Here is a 20,674-nt window from a genome sequence, read left to right as displayed (position 1 = left end):
AACAACGTTTTGAATATGACGCTAGAGGAAATATTATTGAAATAATGGACGGGGAGAAAAACAAAACTCATTATATACTAGATAAATGGGGTAGAATAACAGGTATAGAAAAGGCAGATGGAAGTATAGAAAAATATACATATGATTTTGCTGGAAATATAACAAGTTCTACTGACGGAGAAAATAACACAACAGAGTATGTATATAATAGTTCTAGCCAAATAACAGAGATAATAGACCCTAGTGGAGCAAAAGAGAAATATTTTTATGACCTTGAAAATAGGCTAAAAGAAAAGGTTGATAGAAATGGTAGTATAACACAGTATAACTACAATATGTATGCAAATCTACTTTATAGAAAAACAAAAGATAATAGCCTACAAGAAATATACACATATTCAAAAGATGGATATTTAGAAAGTGCAATATCTAATGGAATGAGATATAATTATACATATGATATAATGGGAAGAATAGCAAGTAAGAGTGCTAGTGGACGTACTTTAATATCATATGAATATGACAAAAATGGTAACAAAATAAAAGAAATAGATGTTACAGGAAAAACAACACAGTTTGAATATGATGAGCTTGATTTATTAAAAAATGTGTTATATAATGAAAATAACATAGCAGAGTATAATTATTATAACAACGGGCTAATAAAAAACCTTAAAAATGGAAGCCTAGAACAAGAATATAGCTATGATGAAGACTTAAATTTAAGTAGCTTAAATATAAAACATAATGATAATTTAATAGTATCAAACAGATATAAATATGACGCAAATGGAAATAGAAAAAGTAAACAAATGTTTGATAGCTTAACAAGGTATTTTTATACAGAAATAGGTCAGTTAAGAAAAGTTAAATCTGAAAGTTATGAAGAAGAGTTGTTTTATGACAAGGCAAACAATAGGACAAGAAGAATTGTAAATGGAGTAGAAGAGATATATGCTTATGACGGTAGAAATAGACTTACTAAATTTACAAAAGATAATAAAACAACAAACTTTAAATGGGACAATGCAGGTAACTTACTACAAGATGATAAAGCTAACTATACATACAACGATTTTAACCAAACAACAAAGGTAGAAACATTTGACGGTAATACACAAATAAATCGTTATGATGCAGAAGGCTTGCGTTATGAAATGGAAGAAAACGGGCAACTTGTACAATTTATTTTCAACACAGAACGAGAAGTAATAGCAGAAAAAGAAAATGAATGGACAGTATATATAAGAGGTTCGGAGCTTTTAGCAAGTAGTGGTAACCACGCAAGGACTTACTATCATTATGCAAATGATGAAATGGGAAGTTGTACTCATATAGTAGATGAAAATAATATAGTAAATGAGTATGAATATGACGCTTGGGGAAATATTGTAAGCCAAAAAGAAACTATAAAAAATAGGTTTAAATTTAATGGGCAACTTTCACTGGCAAAGATATGACAGTCAAATGCAAAGCATTTGAGTTTTGCAAAGCAAAACCTGATGATTAGACCCAATAACTCAGCAATATTACCTAAGAGCAAGGTTTTATAACCCTGTAATAGCAAGATTTACACAGGAAGATACATATAGGGGAGATGGACTAAACCTTTATAGCTATTGTGCTAATAACCCTGTTTATTATGTTGACCCTAGTGGGAATTCTTGTAAGCCCCCTAAAGATATTTATGAACAATCAAGAAAAAAAGTACTTACAATTAATAAAACAATTTGGGATATGCCAGAAGGTGGAGGAATTATAAATGGTATAGAATATTCTCAACATGCTTTAGAAAGAATGGCACCAAATAGTCCTTCTGTAATTGCAGAACTATCTAGAAGAGCTGAGAAAATTGCAGAACAAAAGGGCTATAAATTAGGAACTTATGAATATATTAAATTTTTTAATAAATATGTAGACCCTAGAGGAATTCCACCAATGGTAGTTGAAGATACTTTAAAAAATGGAATAAAAGGCTACGGTAATAAAGTTGGAACTTTTACTTATACAACAAATGATGTTGTAGTTATTACAAATGATTTAAATAAAGTAATAACTGTTATTCCAAAATAATTATGGAGGATATACAATATGAATTTTATTGAATTTTATGATGATGAATTAATAGATTTTTTTATAAATGAACCAATTTTTATTGGTGAATATGAAGGTGGAGAACTAATTTTTTATGATACAGACAAAGTTGGAATTAAATTATGCTTAACTATTGATACATACTCTAAATATATAAATTTAAGTATGAGTTATAATGAAATATCTATATTTGAAGGAGATATTCATAAAGTAGATAAAATTGTTAAAAAATCAGATATTATATATATATACATAGAAAATAAAAAAATAATAAAAATAAGCAGAATTAATAATTTATTTCGTATATTTTTAGAAATATAATTTATTATTAATCTAACTTAAGTCTTCAATGTGTGGATATTTTTAAACTAAGTGCTATACAATTAATAAATTCTCTAGGTACTGTTATAGGAGGGAATAATTTAAAATTTAGTTGAAAGTGTAATTAATTGTAATGAGGAAGAGATTGATGATATGATACTAAAATTAGAAAAAATTTTAAATTACCTAGAAGTGCCTGATTTAATATTTTATAATGAAAAAACACCAGAAGAAATAATTGATATAGCATTATCATATAAACCAATTATTTTGAAGGGTGATATAATCAAATAATCATTTTATAAAGTGTGATGAAATAATATTAAAATAAATTTAATAATCAAGACCGACCGTTTAATGGGTGGTCTTGATTTAATATCCAATTTTAAAAAGATTTAAATATAATTTTTTATGGATATAAAAAAGGAGAAAATGACGAAAATAGGATAGGTATTTTATATAAATATAACCATATGAATTGGCTTATAGAAAAAAGAGAGCCTTTTAATACATATGAATATAGGCTTACAACATATGAGCATGACTTATCGGGAAATGTTGTAAAAGAAAATAGATATGTAGAGCATCAAACAAAAGATAGCTATGTTGGAGAAGTACATACAATAAGTTTTAGTTATGACAAAGATAACAGAAGAACAAAAGTAAGTGATTGTACAGGAGCAGTGCAAGAATATAGCTATAACATATTTAATAAAATAGCAAAAGAAAGAAGAAAGATAAATCATAAACTATGGCAAGAAATAGTGTATAATTATGATAAATCGGGAAGGCTTATAGAAAAAGAATTTAATGTAATTTATTGACGAATCTTATTTAATGTAGTATGATAAAAAATATATACAAGTATATATTTTCTTAAATGGAGGAATTAAAAATGAAGAGAAATTTATATAGTCATATAAATAAAGCTATGTCAATTGGTATGGCAGTAGTTATTGGAAGTGCTACTGCCATTAGTGGTGTTGTTACAGGTACTGTTGTAAATACTTATGCAGATGTAAGCGAAATACATGCATTAAACGTAAAACCTGGAACTGATATTAAAATTAAAAATTTAAATCCAGAAGATGCAACTATTAAAGCTGGAGCTTACTACCAAACAAAAGAAGGTTTAAGATTTAAAGGTTTAAGTGATAAAAGTTTAGCATTCATAGGTAAATACACTTATACAGATATTCCTGAAGGAGAATTATTTACAGGTGAAGAAAATAAACCTTATTTAGTATCATATAATGATGGTGTAGTTACACTTAGTAAAGGAGAAGATACTCCTTCATTACCAGAAAAAATTGAAAAGGCTGTAAAAGTAAAAGCTGAAAATGGTTATGATTTAATATTTAAAGTTAAAGAAGATGCTATTTTAGAAAGAGTTTCTAAAATAAAAGATAGTGTATCTAGAAATATTTCTGAAGAAAATATAGGAACGTTAAAAGATGGCATTGTAACTGTTAATAATGAAAAATATAATTTTACTACAATAGGTGATGGAATAAATCCTTTAGATAAAGATTTTGATGCTACTACTGTTTTAAAAGACAATCTTATTAATGTAACTACTATTAGTCCAAAAGCATTTCAAAATAATGTTGCTACAACTGAACTAAATTTACCATCTTTAAAATATATAGGAGAAAATGCATTTTATAGTGCGACTAACTTAACAAAAGTTAATTTAAGTGATAAAGAAGTTGAAATTGGAAGTAATGCATTTGAAGGTACAGATAATAATTTAAAGGTAACTAGTAATAACCAAGCAACTATTGATAATATTATAAATTCAAGTGCAAGTATGAATGATAATAATATACAGACTGAAAAAGTTTATGTTAAAACGGCTATCGTAGAAAAAAGAACTGAAAATAAAATTAAATTAGGATTAAGTAAAAATCTTGACGAAAAATTAAGTAATGATGAGAAAAATAACTTTAGCATTTCAGTATACACTGAAGACCAAAAGGAAATATATCAAATTAATGAAGTAGAAGGTGGAGATAATGGAGAAGTTATAATTACCTTAGATAAACCTATTAAATATGGTCAAAATATAAGCTTGACTTATACTGGTAATAAATTTTTAACTTTTAGAGATAAAGAAGTTGAAAATAGTTTACCAAATCCAAATGATAGACAAACAATAACAATAAGTAGTGCTACTGTTAATGAAGATGGAAGTAAAATTACTATTAATGTTGAAAAGGATTATGAGTTAAAAAGTGGAAATGTTACACCAACAGAATTTACAGTTAATGCTGGTGAACAAATATATAAAGTTAGAGAAGCAATTGCTAATGCATCATCTATTACATTAACTTTAGAAAATAAATTAAATTCTGAGCTTACAAATGTAAAAGTATCTTATGAAGGAGATAGTTTACTTCTTAAAAATGAAATAACAAAAGTTACTTTTGAAGAAAAAGAAGTTAATAATGTAACGAATATAAAAGATCATAATAAAAAGGTTACTGCCAAAGTAGATGAAGGAGGTACATCAATAACAATAACAGCAAATGAAACAACATTTGATACTTCAGATGGAAATTGTAATGATTTTAAGTTGAGTATTGAAACTCAAGATGGGAAACAAAAAACAGCTACAATTAGTAATTTAACTGAAAAAGCTTTGGATCAAGAAAGCTTTAAAATAGAATTTAGAGTAATTAATGGTGATAGTATTTCACCTGGAGCTATTGAAGCAGGTGATAAAGTTAAATTATCTTATAAAGGAACATCAGAATTTATACAAATTATGAAAGATGAATATACTGGTGAACGTTTTATACTAACAGATAAAGTAGTAGACAATGGATTTGTAGAACATAATAATTTAGAGGCTAGAACAGATGCTCCTGTGGTATTGAGATTTAGACCTATTGCTAATAGTACAACTGCTTCTGTCAATTCAGCTACTAATAATATAGAAGTAGTAAAAAATGTAAAAGAAACTTTAGTAAAAGGCGATGTAACAGTAATTGAAATGGCTACAAGTGCAGACCCAGTAGATTTACAAAAAATGTTAACTTCTAAAGTTACTCAAATTAAAAAAATTGTATTGGACAAAGATACAACATTAGATTTTAAAAACATAGATATTTCAAAAGTTCAAATAAATGACAACTTTATAACAGGGAATGGAAAATTAAATTTTATAGGTTTAAGTACTTCAGCAGAAAAGACTTTAGCAGAAAAACTTAAATCGAATAATAATGTTACAATCAACAATAAAAAACCTAATGATATATTAAATAATAGTTCGGGAGGTAGTTCAAGTTCTGGTAGTAGTTCAAATACTAGTAGCTCAAACTATAATAGTATAACTTCTGGAAGAAGTGCTAATATTGGTATAAATACTACAATTAATAACAATCTTCCTACAAATAATAATCAAGTAGTTACTCCAGGCCAAAAACTTAGCTTAGATATTATCAAGTTACCTACAGTAGAAGGACAAGCTAAAGTATTTAGTGATATTTCTTCTAATCATTGGGCAAAACCTCATATTGACAAATTATCTGCTGCTGGTGTTTTAAATGGTGCAAATGGAAAATTTAATCCTAATGGCCAAACTAAACGTGGTGATGTAACAATTATGCTTGTTAACCTTTTAGGCTTAACTCCACAATCTAATAATAAATTTGCAGATGTTAAAGATAACACATATTATGCTCCTTATATAGGAACAGCTTCTACATATGGTATTGTTAATGGTTCTAATGGTATGTTTAGACCAGAAGACATCATTTCAAGACAAGATACTATGGTTATGATTGCTCAAATTTTAAAATCTTTAGATGTTAATGTTAATATGGATACTAATACTCTATCTAAATTTAAAGATGTTAATGATATATCTAGCTATGCTAAAGAAAGTGTTGCTATATTAGTTAATTCTGGTATTATTTCTGGTAGTAATGGTAAATTAAATCCTACTTCTCCTGTTACTAGAGCAGAAATGGCTACTATTATGTCTAAATTATATGATGTTTTAGCCAAAAAGAATAATTAATTATATTAATAAATAAAGATTATATATAAAAATGGACTCAATAAGCTATATTAAAAAATTTAAATTATTGGGTTCATTTTTATTGTATATTTTTTATAAATTAGATATTATTAAGTTATATATTTAGCTTTAAGTAATAAAGACTTATAATATTTACAAGAATAAATAGAAATAAAAAATAATCAATTAGATTTATTTATATCAGTATTTGAGTCAATCATTAGCAGAATTTAAATTGAATACATACATTTAGTTGATAACTAGATTAGAAAAAAATATATATAATTAACACTAACATAGAATAAACAGGTATTGAAGATTATAAGATTAAAGATGGATAGGGTTTACTTCTTAAATTATAAAAAAAGTAAAGTCAAATTATTATATGTTTTTAATATGGTATTTTATATTTATTTTTTATAAAAAATAGATAATTGGAGAATAGTATATAATTAAATAAAAACAAGAGAAAGAAAGTTTTTATTATTAAAGAACAAAAAAGACTATAAGTTATCTTATCCTTAATTTACTTGAATTATAAATATATTAAAATTATAATGTAGATTTTTGTTGGGAATTATTAATTCATTAAATTAATTTAAATAATATAAAGATAAATTTAAAAATAAAATAAGGTTTATATAATTAAAGTCAGTGCATCTTAGTTATTAAAATATTATAACAAGAAATTAAAAAATAAAAAAATTACTTGGTTGAAATTATATAAAGTTAAAAATAATATATTATAAATACTAAAATATATAATAATTAATAATACTATTTTATATATTTTAATTAATTGACAATATTCTAGCTTTATTATATAATAACTATAATTTATATTTAAATAAGCTTGGAGGGATTATTATGGCAAATTTATTTAATAAAATAACTTCAGATGTATTAGGTACATCAGATATAGGAAAAATTATATCTCCAAAAGACTTCGATAAAGTAGAAGGTGACGACTACATATTATATGAAAGTGGTGAAAAGATTTATTTTGTTATAAAATCTAAAATGGATGAATATGTTTTTACTAATAAAGCATTAATTCATGTTGATGGAGAAAGTGCAATAAGTAAAAAAAGACAAGTTATAAGATATGATTATTGCAAGACTATTATTCAATCTGTTATATTAGAAACAGCTGGGACTATAGACTTAGATGCTGAGCTTAAATTTTATGCAAATGAGAAATTTTTTAGTATTGATGTTTCTATTAAACAAATAGAACAACTAAAAGATTTATATAAAGCTTTAGTTGAGATAGAAATTTGTCAAAGAAGCTTAAAATCTACTTTTTATAATGCAATTAAATCTTTAGAGCTTGCAAATAAATGTGTAATTAAAGATCTAAATAATCAACAAGCATTAGAACTAATTAAAGAACTTACTAAATTTAATTTTGAATATACAGAACAAGTTAAAAAAGAATATATTTATTGTGACTATGGATACATATTTGAAAAATATATTAATAACTAATTTTTATAAAATATAATTACTAAATAAAATAATATATATGACGTATATAAATATTCTTTTACAACATGAGTAACTCTTATTTTTTATTTAATTTTAAGATAAAAAATAGGGGTTATTTTAATGGATAAAGAAATATATAATAATATTATTAATTTTAAATAATAGAGTTTAAATATAATTTTAATGATATTTAAGAAAAAATTAAAATATTTTAAGTTATAAATTTTAGTGAAAAAATAAAAAACTTATATTATCTTTAAAATATGGTATCAATGATATTATAAGTTTTATAAATATAATATTTTAAAACTTTTTAAAATTGTAAAATTAAGGGAATAAGTATTTAATAGAGTAATACAATAAAAAACTTACTTATTAATAATAAAGCCTATAAAAATGTAAATTTAAGAATTATATATAGTATACTTAATATATTTAAAGATTAAAATTGATAAAGAAGTAAAACTTATAATTAAAATAAAGAATAGTAAAAAAATAATTAATTAGGTATATTTACAAATGTTATTATTGTTATATAGAATAAAATATATTATAAATTAATAATAATAACAAAAATATTCAAAAAATCAATAAAATTTAGATATAAAAAACTCTTATTAAAAGTAATGAAAATGAATTTTTGAAATTAAACTATAAATTAAAAAATTAATACTAATTATAAAATAAAAGTATCAAAACTTAATTAATTAAAATATAAATGATATATATTATATTGTTTAATAACTACAATATAATATATATCATAAAATATAACCTTTGTTAATACTGTTTAATTAAAAATTCTACAACTATTTCCAAAGAAATCTATAATTAAAATGTTTTTATTGTACTGGTGTTGCGTTTTTATCTTTTAAAACAACATCATGAGCTCCACCTTCTATAATACTTGTAGATGAAACTAGAGTTATTTTAGCTTTTTGTTGTAATTCTTCTATTGATAATGCTCCACAGTTACACATAGTATGTTTAACTTTACTAAGTGTTAATGCTAAGTTATCTTTAAGTTTACCTGCATATGGTACATAAGAATCGACACCTTCTTCAAAAGAAAGTTTACTTTCTCCACCCATATCATATCTTTGCCAGTTTCTAGCACGAGCAGAACCTTCTCCCCAATATTCTTTCATATAATTTCCATTAACTATAACTTTATTTGTTGGGCTTTCTTCAAATCTTGAGAAGTATCTACCTAACATACAAAAATCACAACCCATAGCAAGAGCTAATGTTATATGATAATCTTGTACTATACCACCATCAGAGCAAATAGGGATATATATACCAGTTTCTTCAAAATATTCATCTCTAGCTTTAGCAACTTCTATTACAGAGGTAGCTTGTCCTCTACCAATACCTTTTTGTTCTCTTGTTATACATATAGAACCACCACCAATACCTATTTTAATAAAATCGGCACCAGCTTCTGCTAAAAATCTAAATCCTTCTCTGTCTACAACATTTCCAGCACCTACTTTAACACTATCACCATATTTATCTCTAATCCATTTAATAGTTATTTTTTGCCATTCGCTAAATCCTTCAGATGAATCTATACATAATACATCGGCACCAGCTTCTACTAATGCAGGAACTCTTTCAGCATAATCTCTAGTATTTATACCGGCTCCTACTATGTAACTTTTATTGTCGTCTAAAAGTTCTAATGGATTTTCTTTATGAGAATCATAATCTCTTCTAAATACAAAAGCTACTAATCTTTGGTCTTTATTAACTATTGGTAAAGCATTTACTTTTTTATCCCAAATGATATCGTTAGCTTCTTTAAGCGTAGTTTTTTCATCTGCATAAATCATATTTTCAATAGGTGTCATAAAATCTTTAACTTTTGTAGATTTATCCATACGACTAACTCTATAATCTCTACTTGTTACAATACCTAAAAGTTTACCATTAGCTGTTCCATCATCTGTTACAGCAACAGTAGAATGTCCTGTTTTAGCTTTAAGGTTTAATATATCTTCTAATGTATCATCTGGTTTAATATTTGATGAGCTTGTAACAAATCCCGCTTTATGAGATTTTACGCGTCTTACCATATCTGCTTGGTCTTTAACAGTTTGTGACCCATATATAAAAGAAATACCACCTTCTTTAGCTAAAGCTATTGCCATTTTATCATCAGATACAGCTTGCATAATAGCAGATACTAAAGGTATATTCATTGTTAAGCTTGGTTTTTCTTTACCTTTTCTATATTTTACAACAGGTGTTTTTAAACTTGCATTATCTGGTATACATTCTGTTGAAGAATAACCAGGTACTAATAAATACTCACTAAAAGTTCTTGAAGGTTCTTCGTAATAATAAGCCATTTTTTTCTCTCCTTAAAAATATTTTTTAAAATTATACTAGCTTTTATAAAAAAAGGCAATACATTTTTTAAGTTTTTTTAATTTTATGAAAATAATATATTTTTTATAATTTTATTGTATTTTTTTGTATATTTTTTATAATAATTTTTTATTTTTTTGTATAATTATTAAGGTAAAATATTACCTGCTGATATATATAACTTATACCATTCTTCTCTAGTTAAAGTTATATTTGTAGCTTTAGAAATAGCTTCTAATCTATCTATATTAGTTGTACCTACAATAACTTGCATATTAGCAGGGTGTCTTAATATCCAAGCAGTAGCTATTGCCATATTTGTTACATTATATTTTTTAGCTAAATCATCTATTACTTCATTAAGTTCTTTATATTTTTCACTATTTAAAAATACACCTTCAAAAAATCCATATTGAAAAGGCGACCAAGCTTGTATAGTAATATTATTAAGCCTACAATAATCTAACACACTACCATCTCTATTTATAGCACCATATGTTGCCATATTAACTTCTAATCCTGAACTTATCATACTAGAATGTGGTATACTAAGTTGTAACTGATTTGCTATTATATCTTGTTTTAAATATTTTTTTAAGAGCTCCATTTGCATAGGGTTATGGTTAGACACACCAAAGGCTTTTACCTTACCTTGCTTATGTAGGCTATCAAAAGCCTCACTTACTTCTTCTGGCTCAACAAGTGTATCTGGTCTATGTAATAATAAAACATCTAAATAGTCTGTGTTTAATCTTTTTAAAATACCATCAACAGAATTTAATATATGTTCTTTAGAAAAATCAAACATTTTTTTAGGTATAATACCACATTTAGACTGAATAATTATATCTTCTCTTTTAATAATTGAATTTTTTAATATTTTACCAAATATTTGTTCACATTCACCTCTAACATATATATCTGCGTGGTCAAAAAAATTAATACCTAAATCATAAGCTTTTTCTATTAATTTTTGCGCTTTATCTTGCTCCAAACCATTTATTCTCATACAACCTAAAGATATAGCAGATGCATTTATATTACTATTACCTAAATTAAATTTTTTCATAAATATCAACCTTTCAAACTAATTTTAATATATTTTTTAAAAAGGTATGGTTTAACCATACCTTTTTATTAACTTAAGTAATTAAAATTCTAGCCTTTTATTAACATATTCTAACAATTCATCTATTTTTATACGTTCTTGCTCCATAGAATCTCTATGACGAATAGTTACACAACCATCTTCAACGCTATCAAAATCATAAGTAACACAGAAAGGTGTACCTATTTCATCTTGTCTTCTATATCTTTTACCAATACTACCAGCATCATCATATTCACAATTAAAATGTTTACTTAATGTATGATAAATTTTTATAGCATCATCATTTAACTTTTTAGATAAAGGTAGTATAGCAACTTTTATAGGAGCTATAGCTGGATGAAAACGTAAAACTATTCTAATATCTTCTTTTCCTTTATCATCTGTAAGTATTTCTTCGTCATATGCTTCACATAAAAAGGCTAGAGTAACTCTATCTGCACCTAAAGAAGGCTCTATACAGTAAGGTATATATTTTTCATTAGTAGTTGGGTCAAAATATTCTAACATATCTCCAGAATGTTGGCTATGTTGTTTAAGGTCAAAATCTGTTCTAGAAGCTATTCCCAAAAGTTCACCTTTACCAAATGGAAATTTATACTCTATATCAGTTGTAGCGTTACTATAATGAGAAAGTTCTTCTTCATCATGGTCTCTAAACCAAACATTTTCTTCTTTGATGTTTAGAGATTTCAACCAATTCATACAATATTCTTTCCAATAATTAAACCATTCCATTTCTGTTCCTGGTTTACAGAAAAATTCTAATTCCATTTGTTCAAATTCTCTTGTTCTAAATGTAAAGTTACCAGGTGTAATTTCATTTCTAAAAGATTTACCTACTTGTCCTATACCAAAAGGTATTTTTTTACGAGTAGTTCTTTGAACATTTTTAAAGTTAACAAATATACCTTGAGCAGTTTCTGGTCTAAGATAAACAACATTTTTGCTATCTTCTGTAACACCAGCATGAGTTTTAAACATTAAGTTAAATTCTCTAATATCTGTAAAGTTATGAGAATTACAAGTAGGGCAACCTATGTTATGCTCGTTTATAAAATCTTTCATTTGTTGGTGGTTCATACCATCAGGATTACCGCTAATATTATTTTGTGCCATATAATCTTCTATTATTTTATCTGCTCTAAAACGTTCATGACATTCTTTACAATCCATTAATGGATCACTAAATCCTCCTACATGTCCAGATGCTACCCATACTTGAGGATTCATTAATATTGCACAATCTACACCTACGTTATATTCACTTTCTTGTATAAATTTTCTCCACCAAGCTTTTTTTACATTATTTTTAAGTTCAACACCTAAAGGACCATAGTCCCAAGTATTAGCAAGACCACCATATATTTCTGACCCAGCATATACAAATCCTCTAGATTTAGCAAGAGCAACTATTTTTTCCATATTTTTTTCCATATATCTTCCTCCAAAGTTTAAAATATTGTAAATATATGTAATTCTATTTATTTTTATTATCTATTGTAGCTTGTACAAAATCTTTAAATAGTGGATGAGGTCTATTAGGTCTAGATTTTAACTCCGGATGGAACTGAACACCAACAAACCAAGGATGTACCTCTTTTTTTAGCTCTACAATTTCTACAAGTTTTTCATCTGGAGAAACACCAGCTATAATTAATCCTTTTTCTATCATAGCATTTCTATATTCATTATTAAATTCATATCTATGTCTATGTCTTTCATATATAAGCTCGTCTTTATAAGAGTCAAAAGATAGGGTATCTTTCAATAATTTACAAGGATAAGCACCAAGACGCATTGTACCACCAAGTCCATCAATGTCTTTTTGTTCTGGCATTAAGTCTATTACTGGAGCAGATGTATTTGGTACTATTTCAGATGTATGAGCATCTTTAAGACATAAAACATTTCTTGCAAATTCTATAACAGTACATTGCATACCAAGACATATTCCTAAAAATGGAATTTTATTTTCTCTAGCATATTTTATAGCCATTATTTTACCTTCTACACCACGTTCTCCAAAACCACCTGGAACAAGTATGGCATCTATATCTTCTAATAATTTTGTAGAACTAGTTTGCTCCAATTCTTCAGCATTTATCCATTTAATATTTACATTACAGCCTGTATGTATACCAGCGTGATTTAAAGATTCAACAATAGATATATATGCATCATGTAGTTCAACATATTTACCAACTAATCCAACTGTAACAGTTTCTTTTAGATTTTTTTGTTTTTCTACAACATCACACCAATCGGATAAATTTGGTTGTCTATTTTCAATTGATAACTTTTTACAAACTATATTAGCAAGATTTTCATTTTCTAAAAGAAGTGGAACTTCGTATAAAGAATCACAATCTATATTTTGAATAACGCAATCTTTATCTACATTACAAAATAGAGCTAGTTTTTCTTTAGCTTCTTTGCTTATTTCATTTTCTGTCCTACAAACAATAATATCTGGTTGGATACCTATAGATAATAACTGTTTAACAGAATGTTGAGTAGGTTTTGTTTTCATTTCTCCAGATTTTGCTAAATAAGGTATTAAAGTAACATGTATGTAAAGTACATTTTCTTTAGATACTTCGTGAGAAACTTGTCTTATAGCCTCTAAGAATGGTTCACTTTCTATATCCCCAACAGTACCACCTATTTCTGTTATAACTATATCAGATTGAGTTGTTTTGCCCGCTCTATAAACTCTTTCCTTTATTTCATTTGTAATATGTGGTATAACCTGAACTGTTGCGCCTAAATATTCACCTTTTCTTTCTTTATTTAATACAGACCAATATATTTTTCCAGTAGTTATATTATTATTTACTGTAAGATTTTCATCTATAAATCTTTCATAATGTCCTATATCAAGGTCTGTTTCTGCACCATCATCTGTTACAAAAACTTCTCCATGTTGATAGGGACTCATTGTACCTGGATCTATATTTATATATGGGTCAAATTTTTGTATAGTAACCTTATAACCTCTAGCTTTTAAAAGCCTGCCTAAAGAAGCGGCTGTAATCCCTTTACCTAAACCAGAGACAACTCCACCTGTAACAAAAATATATTTTGTATCCATATTTTCACCTCTATTGTAATTTTTTCTAATTTTATCATAACCTGTTAATTATATTACTATAAATAAAACTTGTCAATACATATGAAAATAGTATATCATATAATGTATTAAAGTGTCAAACATAGGATATAATTAAAAAATTTATTTATTAAATTAATTATTATTCTCAAATATCTTACTAAAAATAAAATAATTTTACAATATTTTTTATTTTTAGTAAAAATTTAATTAAAAAATATCATTTTTAATCTTTTTTATTAAGATATTTCGTGATATAATATAAAGAAAATATTTATTATGAAAAAATGTGAGGTTTTTATGAAAAAGTTTAATTTGTTTTTTTTAATATTTACTATATGTTTTGTAAATACAGTAAATATATTTGGACTTACAGATAACAATATATTTAAAGATCCAGTTTACAACACATATGAAGGAACAACAGAAGCTAAAGCATTAATAAACAATTTAAAATTTTCAGATGTTTATAATGGTTATTGGGCAAAAGAGGCTATAACAAAAGCAGGGGCTTTAGATATGGTTAAAGGATATGAAAAAACATATAAGCCTAATAATTATGTTTCAAATCAAGAGGCATTAGCTTTTGCAATTAGAGTTAGCGGGCTTGAGAAGCAAGCTCAAGAAGAAGGGCAAAGACTTAAAGCACAAGCTCAATCTCAAAATCCTTTAAATATTTGGTCAATTGGTTATTTAAGTTTAGCTAGAAATAACGGACTTATAACAAATCAACAATATAATGAAGCTATAAGCCAAAACCAAAGTTCTTTACCAGAAGGAGCATTTAAGCGAGATGCAAATGCTACAAGAGAGCAAGTAGTTAGTTGGATTATAAAGTCTTTAAATAGTATAAGAGTAGAACCATTAGTTTCTAATAGTCAACAAAGTATTTATAACTTTTCAGATTGGCAAAATACTTCAGTTGATTTTGTAGAAGATATAGAAATAGCTTTAGATAATGGTATATTAAAAGGAAACAATGGTAAGCTAAATCCTAAAGGTGCTTTAACTAGAGCAGAAATGGCACAAATATTAAGTAATATGGATAGTTTATATAATGAAGCAGTTGGTCTTACTAAAAAAACTGGAACAATTGCTGGTATAAAAGATGAACAAACAACTCAAACAGGGCAAGCTAAATTAGAAAGAAATATATATATAAGAAGTGCAGATGGTAAAGTAGATGTTATAAAATATATTATGCAAAGTAGTTCTTCACCACAAGCTTTAGATAAAGATACAGTAGTATATAATAATGGTGCTGTTACAGGGCTTGCTAGTGTTAGGGAAGGTAGTCAAATAGAATATTTGGTAGATGATCTTAACAAAACTATCAAATTTTTAAGTGTAAAAGATAAAACAATAAATACAACAGAAGCAAATGGTAAGATTAATAAAGTAGATTTTGCAAATGGAATGATACAAATAAAAGATAATGCAAACAAAACTTATAATTACTATGTAGCAGATGGCATAATAGGAACAGATAATAATGGTAATTATCTTGTTATGGAAGGTAAACGAAGAAAAGAAAAAGATTTACCTATAGGAAGTATGGTAAAATTAGAGCTTAAAAATAATATTGTAACTAAAATAACTTATGTAGGGGATGCTACATTATCAAATGAGCTTAGAGGTGTTGTTATAGAAAACAATGCACAATATGGATATCTTACAATAATAGATAACAATGGTAAAAAAGTTACAAAAAATTATTTTGCAGACCAAATAGAAGTGGAAAAACAACCATATTATGAAAATGGAGATAGTATTGGTTATTTAGACCAAATGTTTCCTCATTTTGAATACGACCCTAGGGATACTAGTATAGACCAAATAGAGGATGGAGATATTGTATTTATCACAAGCCGTAAAGATGACCCAACTTATATAGAAAAATTAAGTGCTTCACCTAATTATATTATGAAACGAGGTAAAGTTACTCAAATAAATAACAATGTTGATATAGTAAAAATACTTGTACAATTTGATAATGGACAAACTGCTTGGTATGATATACCTAGTGGGGTTTATACATCTAAAGGTGGTAAACCAATAAATTTATCTAGTGTAGTAGCTGGAGATTATGTTAAGTTACTTGTAAATGAAGCTATTTTATCTCCAGGTGAAACAATGGATTCTGTTAAAGAGGTATTAGTAGAAGATTCTGGTCATTTAATAGGTGATATATTAAAAGGTCAAATAGGTGCTATTGATTCTATTCAAAAAACACTATCTTTACAAAATTCATATAAACTTGGTAAATCTGGTTGGGAAGGATATCAACAAGTAAGAAAGCTTAGTATATCTAACAAAAATATTATGTATTATTATAATGGAAATAGAGTTTCTAAAGACTTTGTAAATTCTAAATTAAAAAGAGCTAATGGTGAAGTTTATGTTGCATTAGAAAATGGTTATTCAGGTAACACTATTAGTAAAATAACATTTAGAACAGGTAGAGATGAACCGTTAAACCCAGACGTTGTTACATTTGTAGATGGTGTAGGTGGATTTACATTAGCAAGTGGAAAAACTATAAAAACAGATGCAGGTACTATTGTTAGAAAAAATGGAAATCTTGTAGAGGCTACCAATATTAGTGTTAATGATTATGCTAGAGTATCTTTAAATGGTGATGGAAAAGCTGGTATTGTAGATATTTATGATGCACCAGTAGCAAATTCTGTAACAATAGCTAGAGGTAGAGTTAAACAAATAGAAGATAATAAATGGTTTGTTGTAAAATCTATGAGTCAATTAAATGGAGATAAATGGGAATATAGTCCAGTAGAAAGAAAATTCACAATAGATGAACAAACACTTTATATAACTGAAGAAGGTATTAAAAATATAAATCAATTTATTGGATATACAACAAATACTAGTATAGATAAAGCATTTACTATTATATTTAATGGTGATAAAGCAACGCACATTATAGATGCTCCATATCCTACAAAACTTGTGTCTGGTGTTGCTTATGAAACAGGGGATACGATAAAATTAAAAGATGGTAAATATATGAAAGACAATAAGTCTTGGGATGCTATTAGCGTTAAAGATGCATCAATAAATTTAAAAACTAAGCCAAATACTATTGTTGTTAAAAATAATAAAGTAACATCTGTAAATAGCATACAAAAAGGAGATAAACTAAGAGTAATGACTCAACAATTACCAAAAATAGAAAGTGGTATGACAATAGATGCAGTAATTATTTTTGTAGAAAACTAGTATTGTAAAAAATATATAGCTATTAATTTATTAAAAAATTAATAGCTATATATTGAAATTTTAATGGAGGAATAATAATGAAACTATTAAATAGATTAATGGCTTTAACCATAGGATTGTCTATTTTTACTACTAATGTTTATGGTGATCCATTAGATTTTGGAGTTTTTGGTGGAATAACAGAGGGTAGAAAGCTACCAAGAACAACTGAACAATTGTTAAATTCTAAAAAGAATACAAAAAATGAATTAAAATCTACTTATAAAGAAATGATATTTTTAACTGGCGAACCTAAAGAATATAGCGGTAATATTACTGTAAGCTCTAAAGCTACTAATTTAGCTGATAAAGGTAGCTATAAAGTTACTTATAAAGTTGCAAATGGAGATACAACGCCAAAAGGTATGACTGTTAATAGAAATATTGAATATAATGTTAATTATAGAAAAGAAGAAAATCAAACAATAAAAGACTATGATACTTCTAAATGGACAGAAACAATAACAATAGATGGAAAAACTTATACTATAGATAATAAGGCTTCAAAGTCATCTGTAAGTATAATAGAAGATAAAACACCAGGTGTAACTTACTATAAAGGTGATATATCTCATAGAGCAGTATATACATCTGGTGAAGATAAAATAACTCAAGACATAAGTGGAGTTATATATGGATATAATAGTGCTTGGTCTTCTACAGAAACTCAAAGATTGAATTGTACTATATCTACTAAAGATTGGCAAATGGAATATCAAATAAGACCTAGTGTATCTGTTAACAAAACTTTAGAATATTCTAAAAATGAACCAACAGCTATAAGCTTTGAAGGTAACTATAAAGAAGTTATGCAAAATAAAAGTGGTTTAAGTTATAATATTTATGTTTTACCACAACAATTTACTTACAAAACACCTACAACAGGTAATATTTCTATACCTAGTTTTAATACTTTTGAACAACTTGTAGCACCAGATGTAAGTTATTTAAAAGGCCATTTTGCAGAAGAGGACATTAAAAAAATGTTTAGTATGCAAATATTAACAGGAGACCCTAAATTTTATAAACCTAATGAAGCTATAACAAGAGGGCAATTTACTCAAATGTTGGTAAAGGCTATTAAGTTACCAATTGAAGATAACACTACATCTAATAATAAAAAAGCTCCAGTAGATATTGCATTTTCAGACGTTTTACCAGAAAGAAAAGAATATCCATATATTATGGCAGCATATAAGGCAGGACTTGTAGCTGGAGAAACAAATGGAAGTTTCTCTATAGATGACCCAATAGAAAGACAAGAAGCAATAGTAATTTTACTTAGAGCTTTAGGCCTTGAACATTTAGGGTTAGACCCAACACCTATTACACCTTTTGTAGATGATAGCAATATAGCTAATTGGGCAAAAAGAGAGGTATATGCGGCTAATAGAATAGGGATAATATCTGGTGATGAAGACGGTAAATTTAAGCCTAAATCATTTATTAATAAGGCAGAGGCGGCAGCTATCGTTAATAGATTAATAAATTATATGAGATATGATATGCAAGTAGATTATACAGAAAATATAGTAAATTTTCCTGACTAATTTGAATTAATATTTAAATATAAATAAGGTTGTATACATTATTTAGTTAAAATTAACTCTAAATGTATACAACCTTTTTATATAATTTTAAATTAAAATATAACCAAATTGTAAATAAAATCTTTTAGAAAAATTTTTATAATTTACATAAAAATTCTAATCACAAAACGGGACTTCATCTCGTATTGTGTAAAAAGCTAGATTTATGTGAAATTCAAGCCTTTGTGCCAAAAAATCAACAGTACTTTAAAAACTTAATAAGATTATTTTTTTTGAAAGATTGTAAACAAAGTCTACAACCTTATATAACTTCTATCTTTTTTTATCAAAATATAAATATATAAAAAATGGAGCTCCTATAGCTGATGTTATGGCTCCAACAGGTAGTTCAATAGGTGATGCAATTGTTCTTGCTATTAAATCACATAAAACCATAAAAGTTCCACCCAAAATTAGAGACATAAACAAAACATATTTATGCTTAGCCCCAAATATTTTTCTTGTTATATGTGGTGTAAATAAATCAATAAATCCAATAACACCAACAATAGAAACAATAAATCCAGTTAATAAAGATGACATAGCTAATAAAAATAACTTTAATTTTTTTACTTCAACTCCACTAATACTAGCTTGTTCATCACCAAATGTTAATATATCCATTTCTCTATGCTTAAAAAAAACTAAAATAAAAACAATAAATATAGCAGGATATAATACAAATAAATAGATATTATCTTTCATGGAAAAGCTTCCCATTTGCCAAAAAATAAGACTTTGTAAATCCTCTTTGGCAAATGTCATCATAATAGATAACATAGCATTGGCAAATAAAGAAAAGGCCATACCAGTAAGTATAATAGCATTATTTTGCATTGTTTTATCCATTTTTGTTGCTATAGTAATTGCCATAAAAACAGTTATTATACCAAAAATAAAACCAAAGATTTGCATAGAAAAAATACCAAAAATATATATTTTAAATAGTATGCATATACTAGCACCTAAAGCAGCTCCAGATGAAACACCCAAAGTATAAGAAGATGCTAGTGAATTTTTTAATAAAGATTGTATAATAGTTCCGCTTAATGAAAGACCAGCTCCACAGATAAAAGCTAATAATACTCTAGGAAATCTAATTTTCCATAATATAGCTAAAAAAGTTTCATCTATATCAATAAAATTAAAGTTAAATATTTTATATAGTAAAATATTTATAGAGTGTATAGGTGGAATAAAAACACTACCTATTCCCATAGCTAATATAAGGACTATACCACTAATTATTAAACATAATACTACTTTAAATATATTTTTCATAAAAACCT

14 protein-coding genes and 1 pseudogene are annotated in these 20,674 nt (G+C 26.3%); 10 read left to right on the top strand and 5 right to left on the bottom strand.

Going from position 1 to position 20,674, the window contains the following annotated elements; genetic code table 11:
- Positions 1-44 precede the first annotated feature (44 nt).
- The 8 genes and pseudogenes from NBW53_RS05070 (at position 45) to NBW53_RS05035 (ending at position 7,927) form a co-directional block, all read left to right on the top strand.
- The gene (locus NBW53_RS05070) at positions 45-1,460 is read left to right on the top strand and encodes an RHS repeat domain-containing protein (protein WP_250277174.1); all 1,416 of its coding nucleotides are present in this window, start codon (positions 45-47) and stop codon (positions 1,458-1,460) included.
- A 55-nt stretch (positions 1,461-1,515) separates the two neighbouring features.
- Positions 1,516-1,599, top strand: a pseudogene (locus NBW53_RS10130) (RHS repeat-associated core domain-containing protein); the annotation flags it as partial.
- A 138-nt stretch (positions 1,600-1,737) separates the two neighbouring features.
- Positions 1,738-2,073, top strand: a complete 336-nt coding sequence (locus tag NBW53_RS05060) for a hypothetical protein (RefSeq protein ID WP_250277173.1) — start codon at positions 1,738-1,740, stop codon at positions 2,071-2,073.
- 18 nt (positions 2,074-2,091) lie between these two features.
- The gene (locus NBW53_RS05055; RefSeq protein WP_250277172.1) at positions 2,092-2,415 is read left to right on the top strand and encodes a hypothetical protein; all 324 of its coding nucleotides are present in this window, start codon (positions 2,092-2,094) and stop codon (positions 2,413-2,415) included.
- A 153-nt stretch (positions 2,416-2,568) separates the two neighbouring features.
- Positions 2,569-2,709, top strand: coding sequence for a hypothetical protein (locus NBW53_RS05050; RefSeq protein ID WP_250277171.1), 141 nt, complete (start codon positions 2,569-2,571; stop codon positions 2,707-2,709).
- Between the two features lie 179 nt (positions 2,710-2,888).
- The gene (locus NBW53_RS05045) at positions 2,889-3,239 is read left to right on the top strand and encodes a hypothetical protein (protein ID WP_250277170.1); all 351 of its coding nucleotides are present in this window, start codon (positions 2,889-2,891) and stop codon (positions 3,237-3,239) included.
- Positions 3,240-3,310: 71 nt separating this feature from the next.
- Positions 3,311-6,439 carry an S-layer homology domain-containing protein gene (locus NBW53_RS05040; protein ID WP_250277169.1) on the top strand — a complete coding sequence of 1,043 codons (3,129 nt, stop codon included), beginning with the start codon at positions 3,311-3,313 and terminating at the stop codon, positions 6,437-6,439.
- Positions 6,440-7,306: 867 nt separating this feature from the next.
- Entirely contained in the window at positions 7,307-7,927 is a 621-nt protein-coding gene (locus NBW53_RS05035) for a PH domain-containing protein (RefSeq protein WP_250277168.1), read from the top strand.
- Between the two features lie 842 nt (positions 7,928-8,769).
- Here the strand turns inward: NBW53_RS05035 and NBW53_RS05030 are convergent.
- From NBW53_RS05030 to NBW53_RS05015, 4 genes are all read right to left on the bottom strand, one after another.
- Positions 8,770-10,281, bottom strand: coding sequence for an IMP dehydrogenase (locus tag NBW53_RS05030; RefSeq protein WP_250277167.1), 1,512 nt, complete (start codon positions 10,279-10,281; stop codon positions 8,770-8,772).
- Positions 10,282-10,448: 167 nt separating this feature from the next.
- Complete coding sequence (locus tag NBW53_RS05025) at positions 10,449-11,369, bottom strand: aldo/keto reductase (RefSeq protein WP_250277166.1); 921 nt, start codon at positions 11,367-11,369, stop codon at positions 10,449-10,451.
- Between the two features lie 81 nt (positions 11,370-11,450).
- Entirely contained in the window at positions 11,451-12,845 is a 1,395-nt protein-coding gene (locus tag NBW53_RS05020; RefSeq protein WP_250277165.1) for a glycine--tRNA ligase, read from the bottom strand.
- A gap of 43 nt (positions 12,846-12,888) precedes the next feature.
- A complete protein-coding gene (locus tag NBW53_RS05015) occupies positions 12,889-14,502 on the bottom strand; it encodes a CTP synthase (RefSeq protein WP_250277164.1) in 1,614 nt (537 codons plus the stop codon).
- Between the two features lie 318 nt (positions 14,503-14,820).
- On the opposite strand from NBW53_RS05015, the gene NBW53_RS05010 reads away from it, so the two are divergent.
- Positions 14,821-17,757, top strand: a complete 2,937-nt coding sequence (locus NBW53_RS05010; protein WP_250277163.1) for an S-layer homology domain-containing protein — start codon at positions 14,821-14,823, stop codon at positions 17,755-17,757.
- 77 nt (positions 17,758-17,834) lie between these two features.
- On the top strand, positions 17,835-19,346 hold the full coding sequence (locus NBW53_RS05005) for an S-layer homology domain-containing protein (protein WP_250277162.1): 1,512 nt from the start codon (positions 17,835-17,837) through the stop codon (positions 19,344-19,346).
- A 312-nt stretch (positions 19,347-19,658) separates the two neighbouring features.
- On the opposite strand, the gene NBW53_RS05000 is transcribed toward NBW53_RS05005, so the two are convergent.
- Complete coding sequence (locus NBW53_RS05000; RefSeq protein ID WP_250277161.1) at positions 19,659-20,666, bottom strand: FecCD family ABC transporter permease; 1,008 nt, start codon at positions 20,664-20,666, stop codon at positions 19,659-19,661.
- Between the last annotated feature and the right edge of the window lie 8 nt (positions 20,667-20,674).

The sequence above is a fragment of the [Clostridium] colinum genome (assembly GCF_940677205.1).
Taxonomy (GTDB): domain Bacteria; phylum Bacillota; class Clostridia; order Lachnospirales; family CAG-274; genus Tyzzerella; species Tyzzerella colina.
The sequence above is the reverse complement of the archived record's forward strand: the minus strand, read 5'-3'. Positions and strand labels throughout refer to the sequence as shown.

Excerpts from the sequence above, each read along its gene's own strand:
- NBW53_RS05070 (WP_250277174.1), top strand. The coding sequence starts at position 45 with ATGGACGGGGAGAAAAACAAAACTCATTATATACTAGATAAATGGGGT.
- NBW53_RS05060 (WP_250277173.1), top strand. The coding sequence starts at position 1,738 with ATGCCAGAAGGTGGAGGAATTATAAATGGTATAGAATATTCTCAACAT.
- NBW53_RS05055 (WP_250277172.1), top strand. The coding sequence starts at position 2,092 with ATGAATTTTATTGAATTTTATGATGATGAATTAATAGATTTTTTTATA.
- NBW53_RS05050 (WP_250277171.1), top strand. The coding sequence starts at position 2,569 with ATGATACTAAAATTAGAAAAAATTTTAAATTACCTAGAAGTGCCTGAT.
- NBW53_RS05045 (WP_250277170.1), top strand. The coding sequence starts at position 2,889 with ATGAATTGGCTTATAGAAAAAAGAGAGCCTTTTAATACATATGAATAT.
- NBW53_RS05040 (WP_250277169.1), top strand. The coding sequence starts at position 3,311 with ATGAAGAGAAATTTATATAGTCATATAAATAAAGCTATGTCAATTGGT.
- NBW53_RS05035 (WP_250277168.1), top strand. The coding sequence starts at position 7,307 with ATGGCAAATTTATTTAATAAAATAACTTCAGATGTATTAGGTACATCA.
- NBW53_RS05030 (WP_250277167.1), bottom strand. The coding sequence starts at position 10,281 with ATGGCTTATTATTACGAAGAACCTTCAAGAACTTTTAGTGAGTATTTA.
- NBW53_RS05025 (WP_250277166.1), bottom strand. The coding sequence starts at position 11,369 with ATGAAAAAATTTAATTTAGGTAATAGTAATATAAATGCATCTGCTATA.
- NBW53_RS05020 (WP_250277165.1), bottom strand. The coding sequence starts at position 12,845 with ATGGAAAAAAATATGGAAAAAATAGTTGCTCTTGCTAAATCTAGAGGA.
- NBW53_RS05015 (WP_250277164.1), bottom strand. The coding sequence starts at position 14,502 with ATGGATACAAAATATATTTTTGTTACAGGTGGAGTTGTCTCTGGTTTA.
- NBW53_RS05010 (WP_250277163.1), top strand. The coding sequence starts at position 14,821 with ATGAAAAAGTTTAATTTGTTTTTTTTAATATTTACTATATGTTTTGTA.
- NBW53_RS05005 (WP_250277162.1), top strand. The coding sequence starts at position 17,835 with ATGAAACTATTAAATAGATTAATGGCTTTAACCATAGGATTGTCTATT.
- NBW53_RS05000 (WP_250277161.1), bottom strand. The coding sequence starts at position 20,666 with ATGAAAAATATATTTAAAGTAGTATTATGTTTAATAATTAGTGGTATA.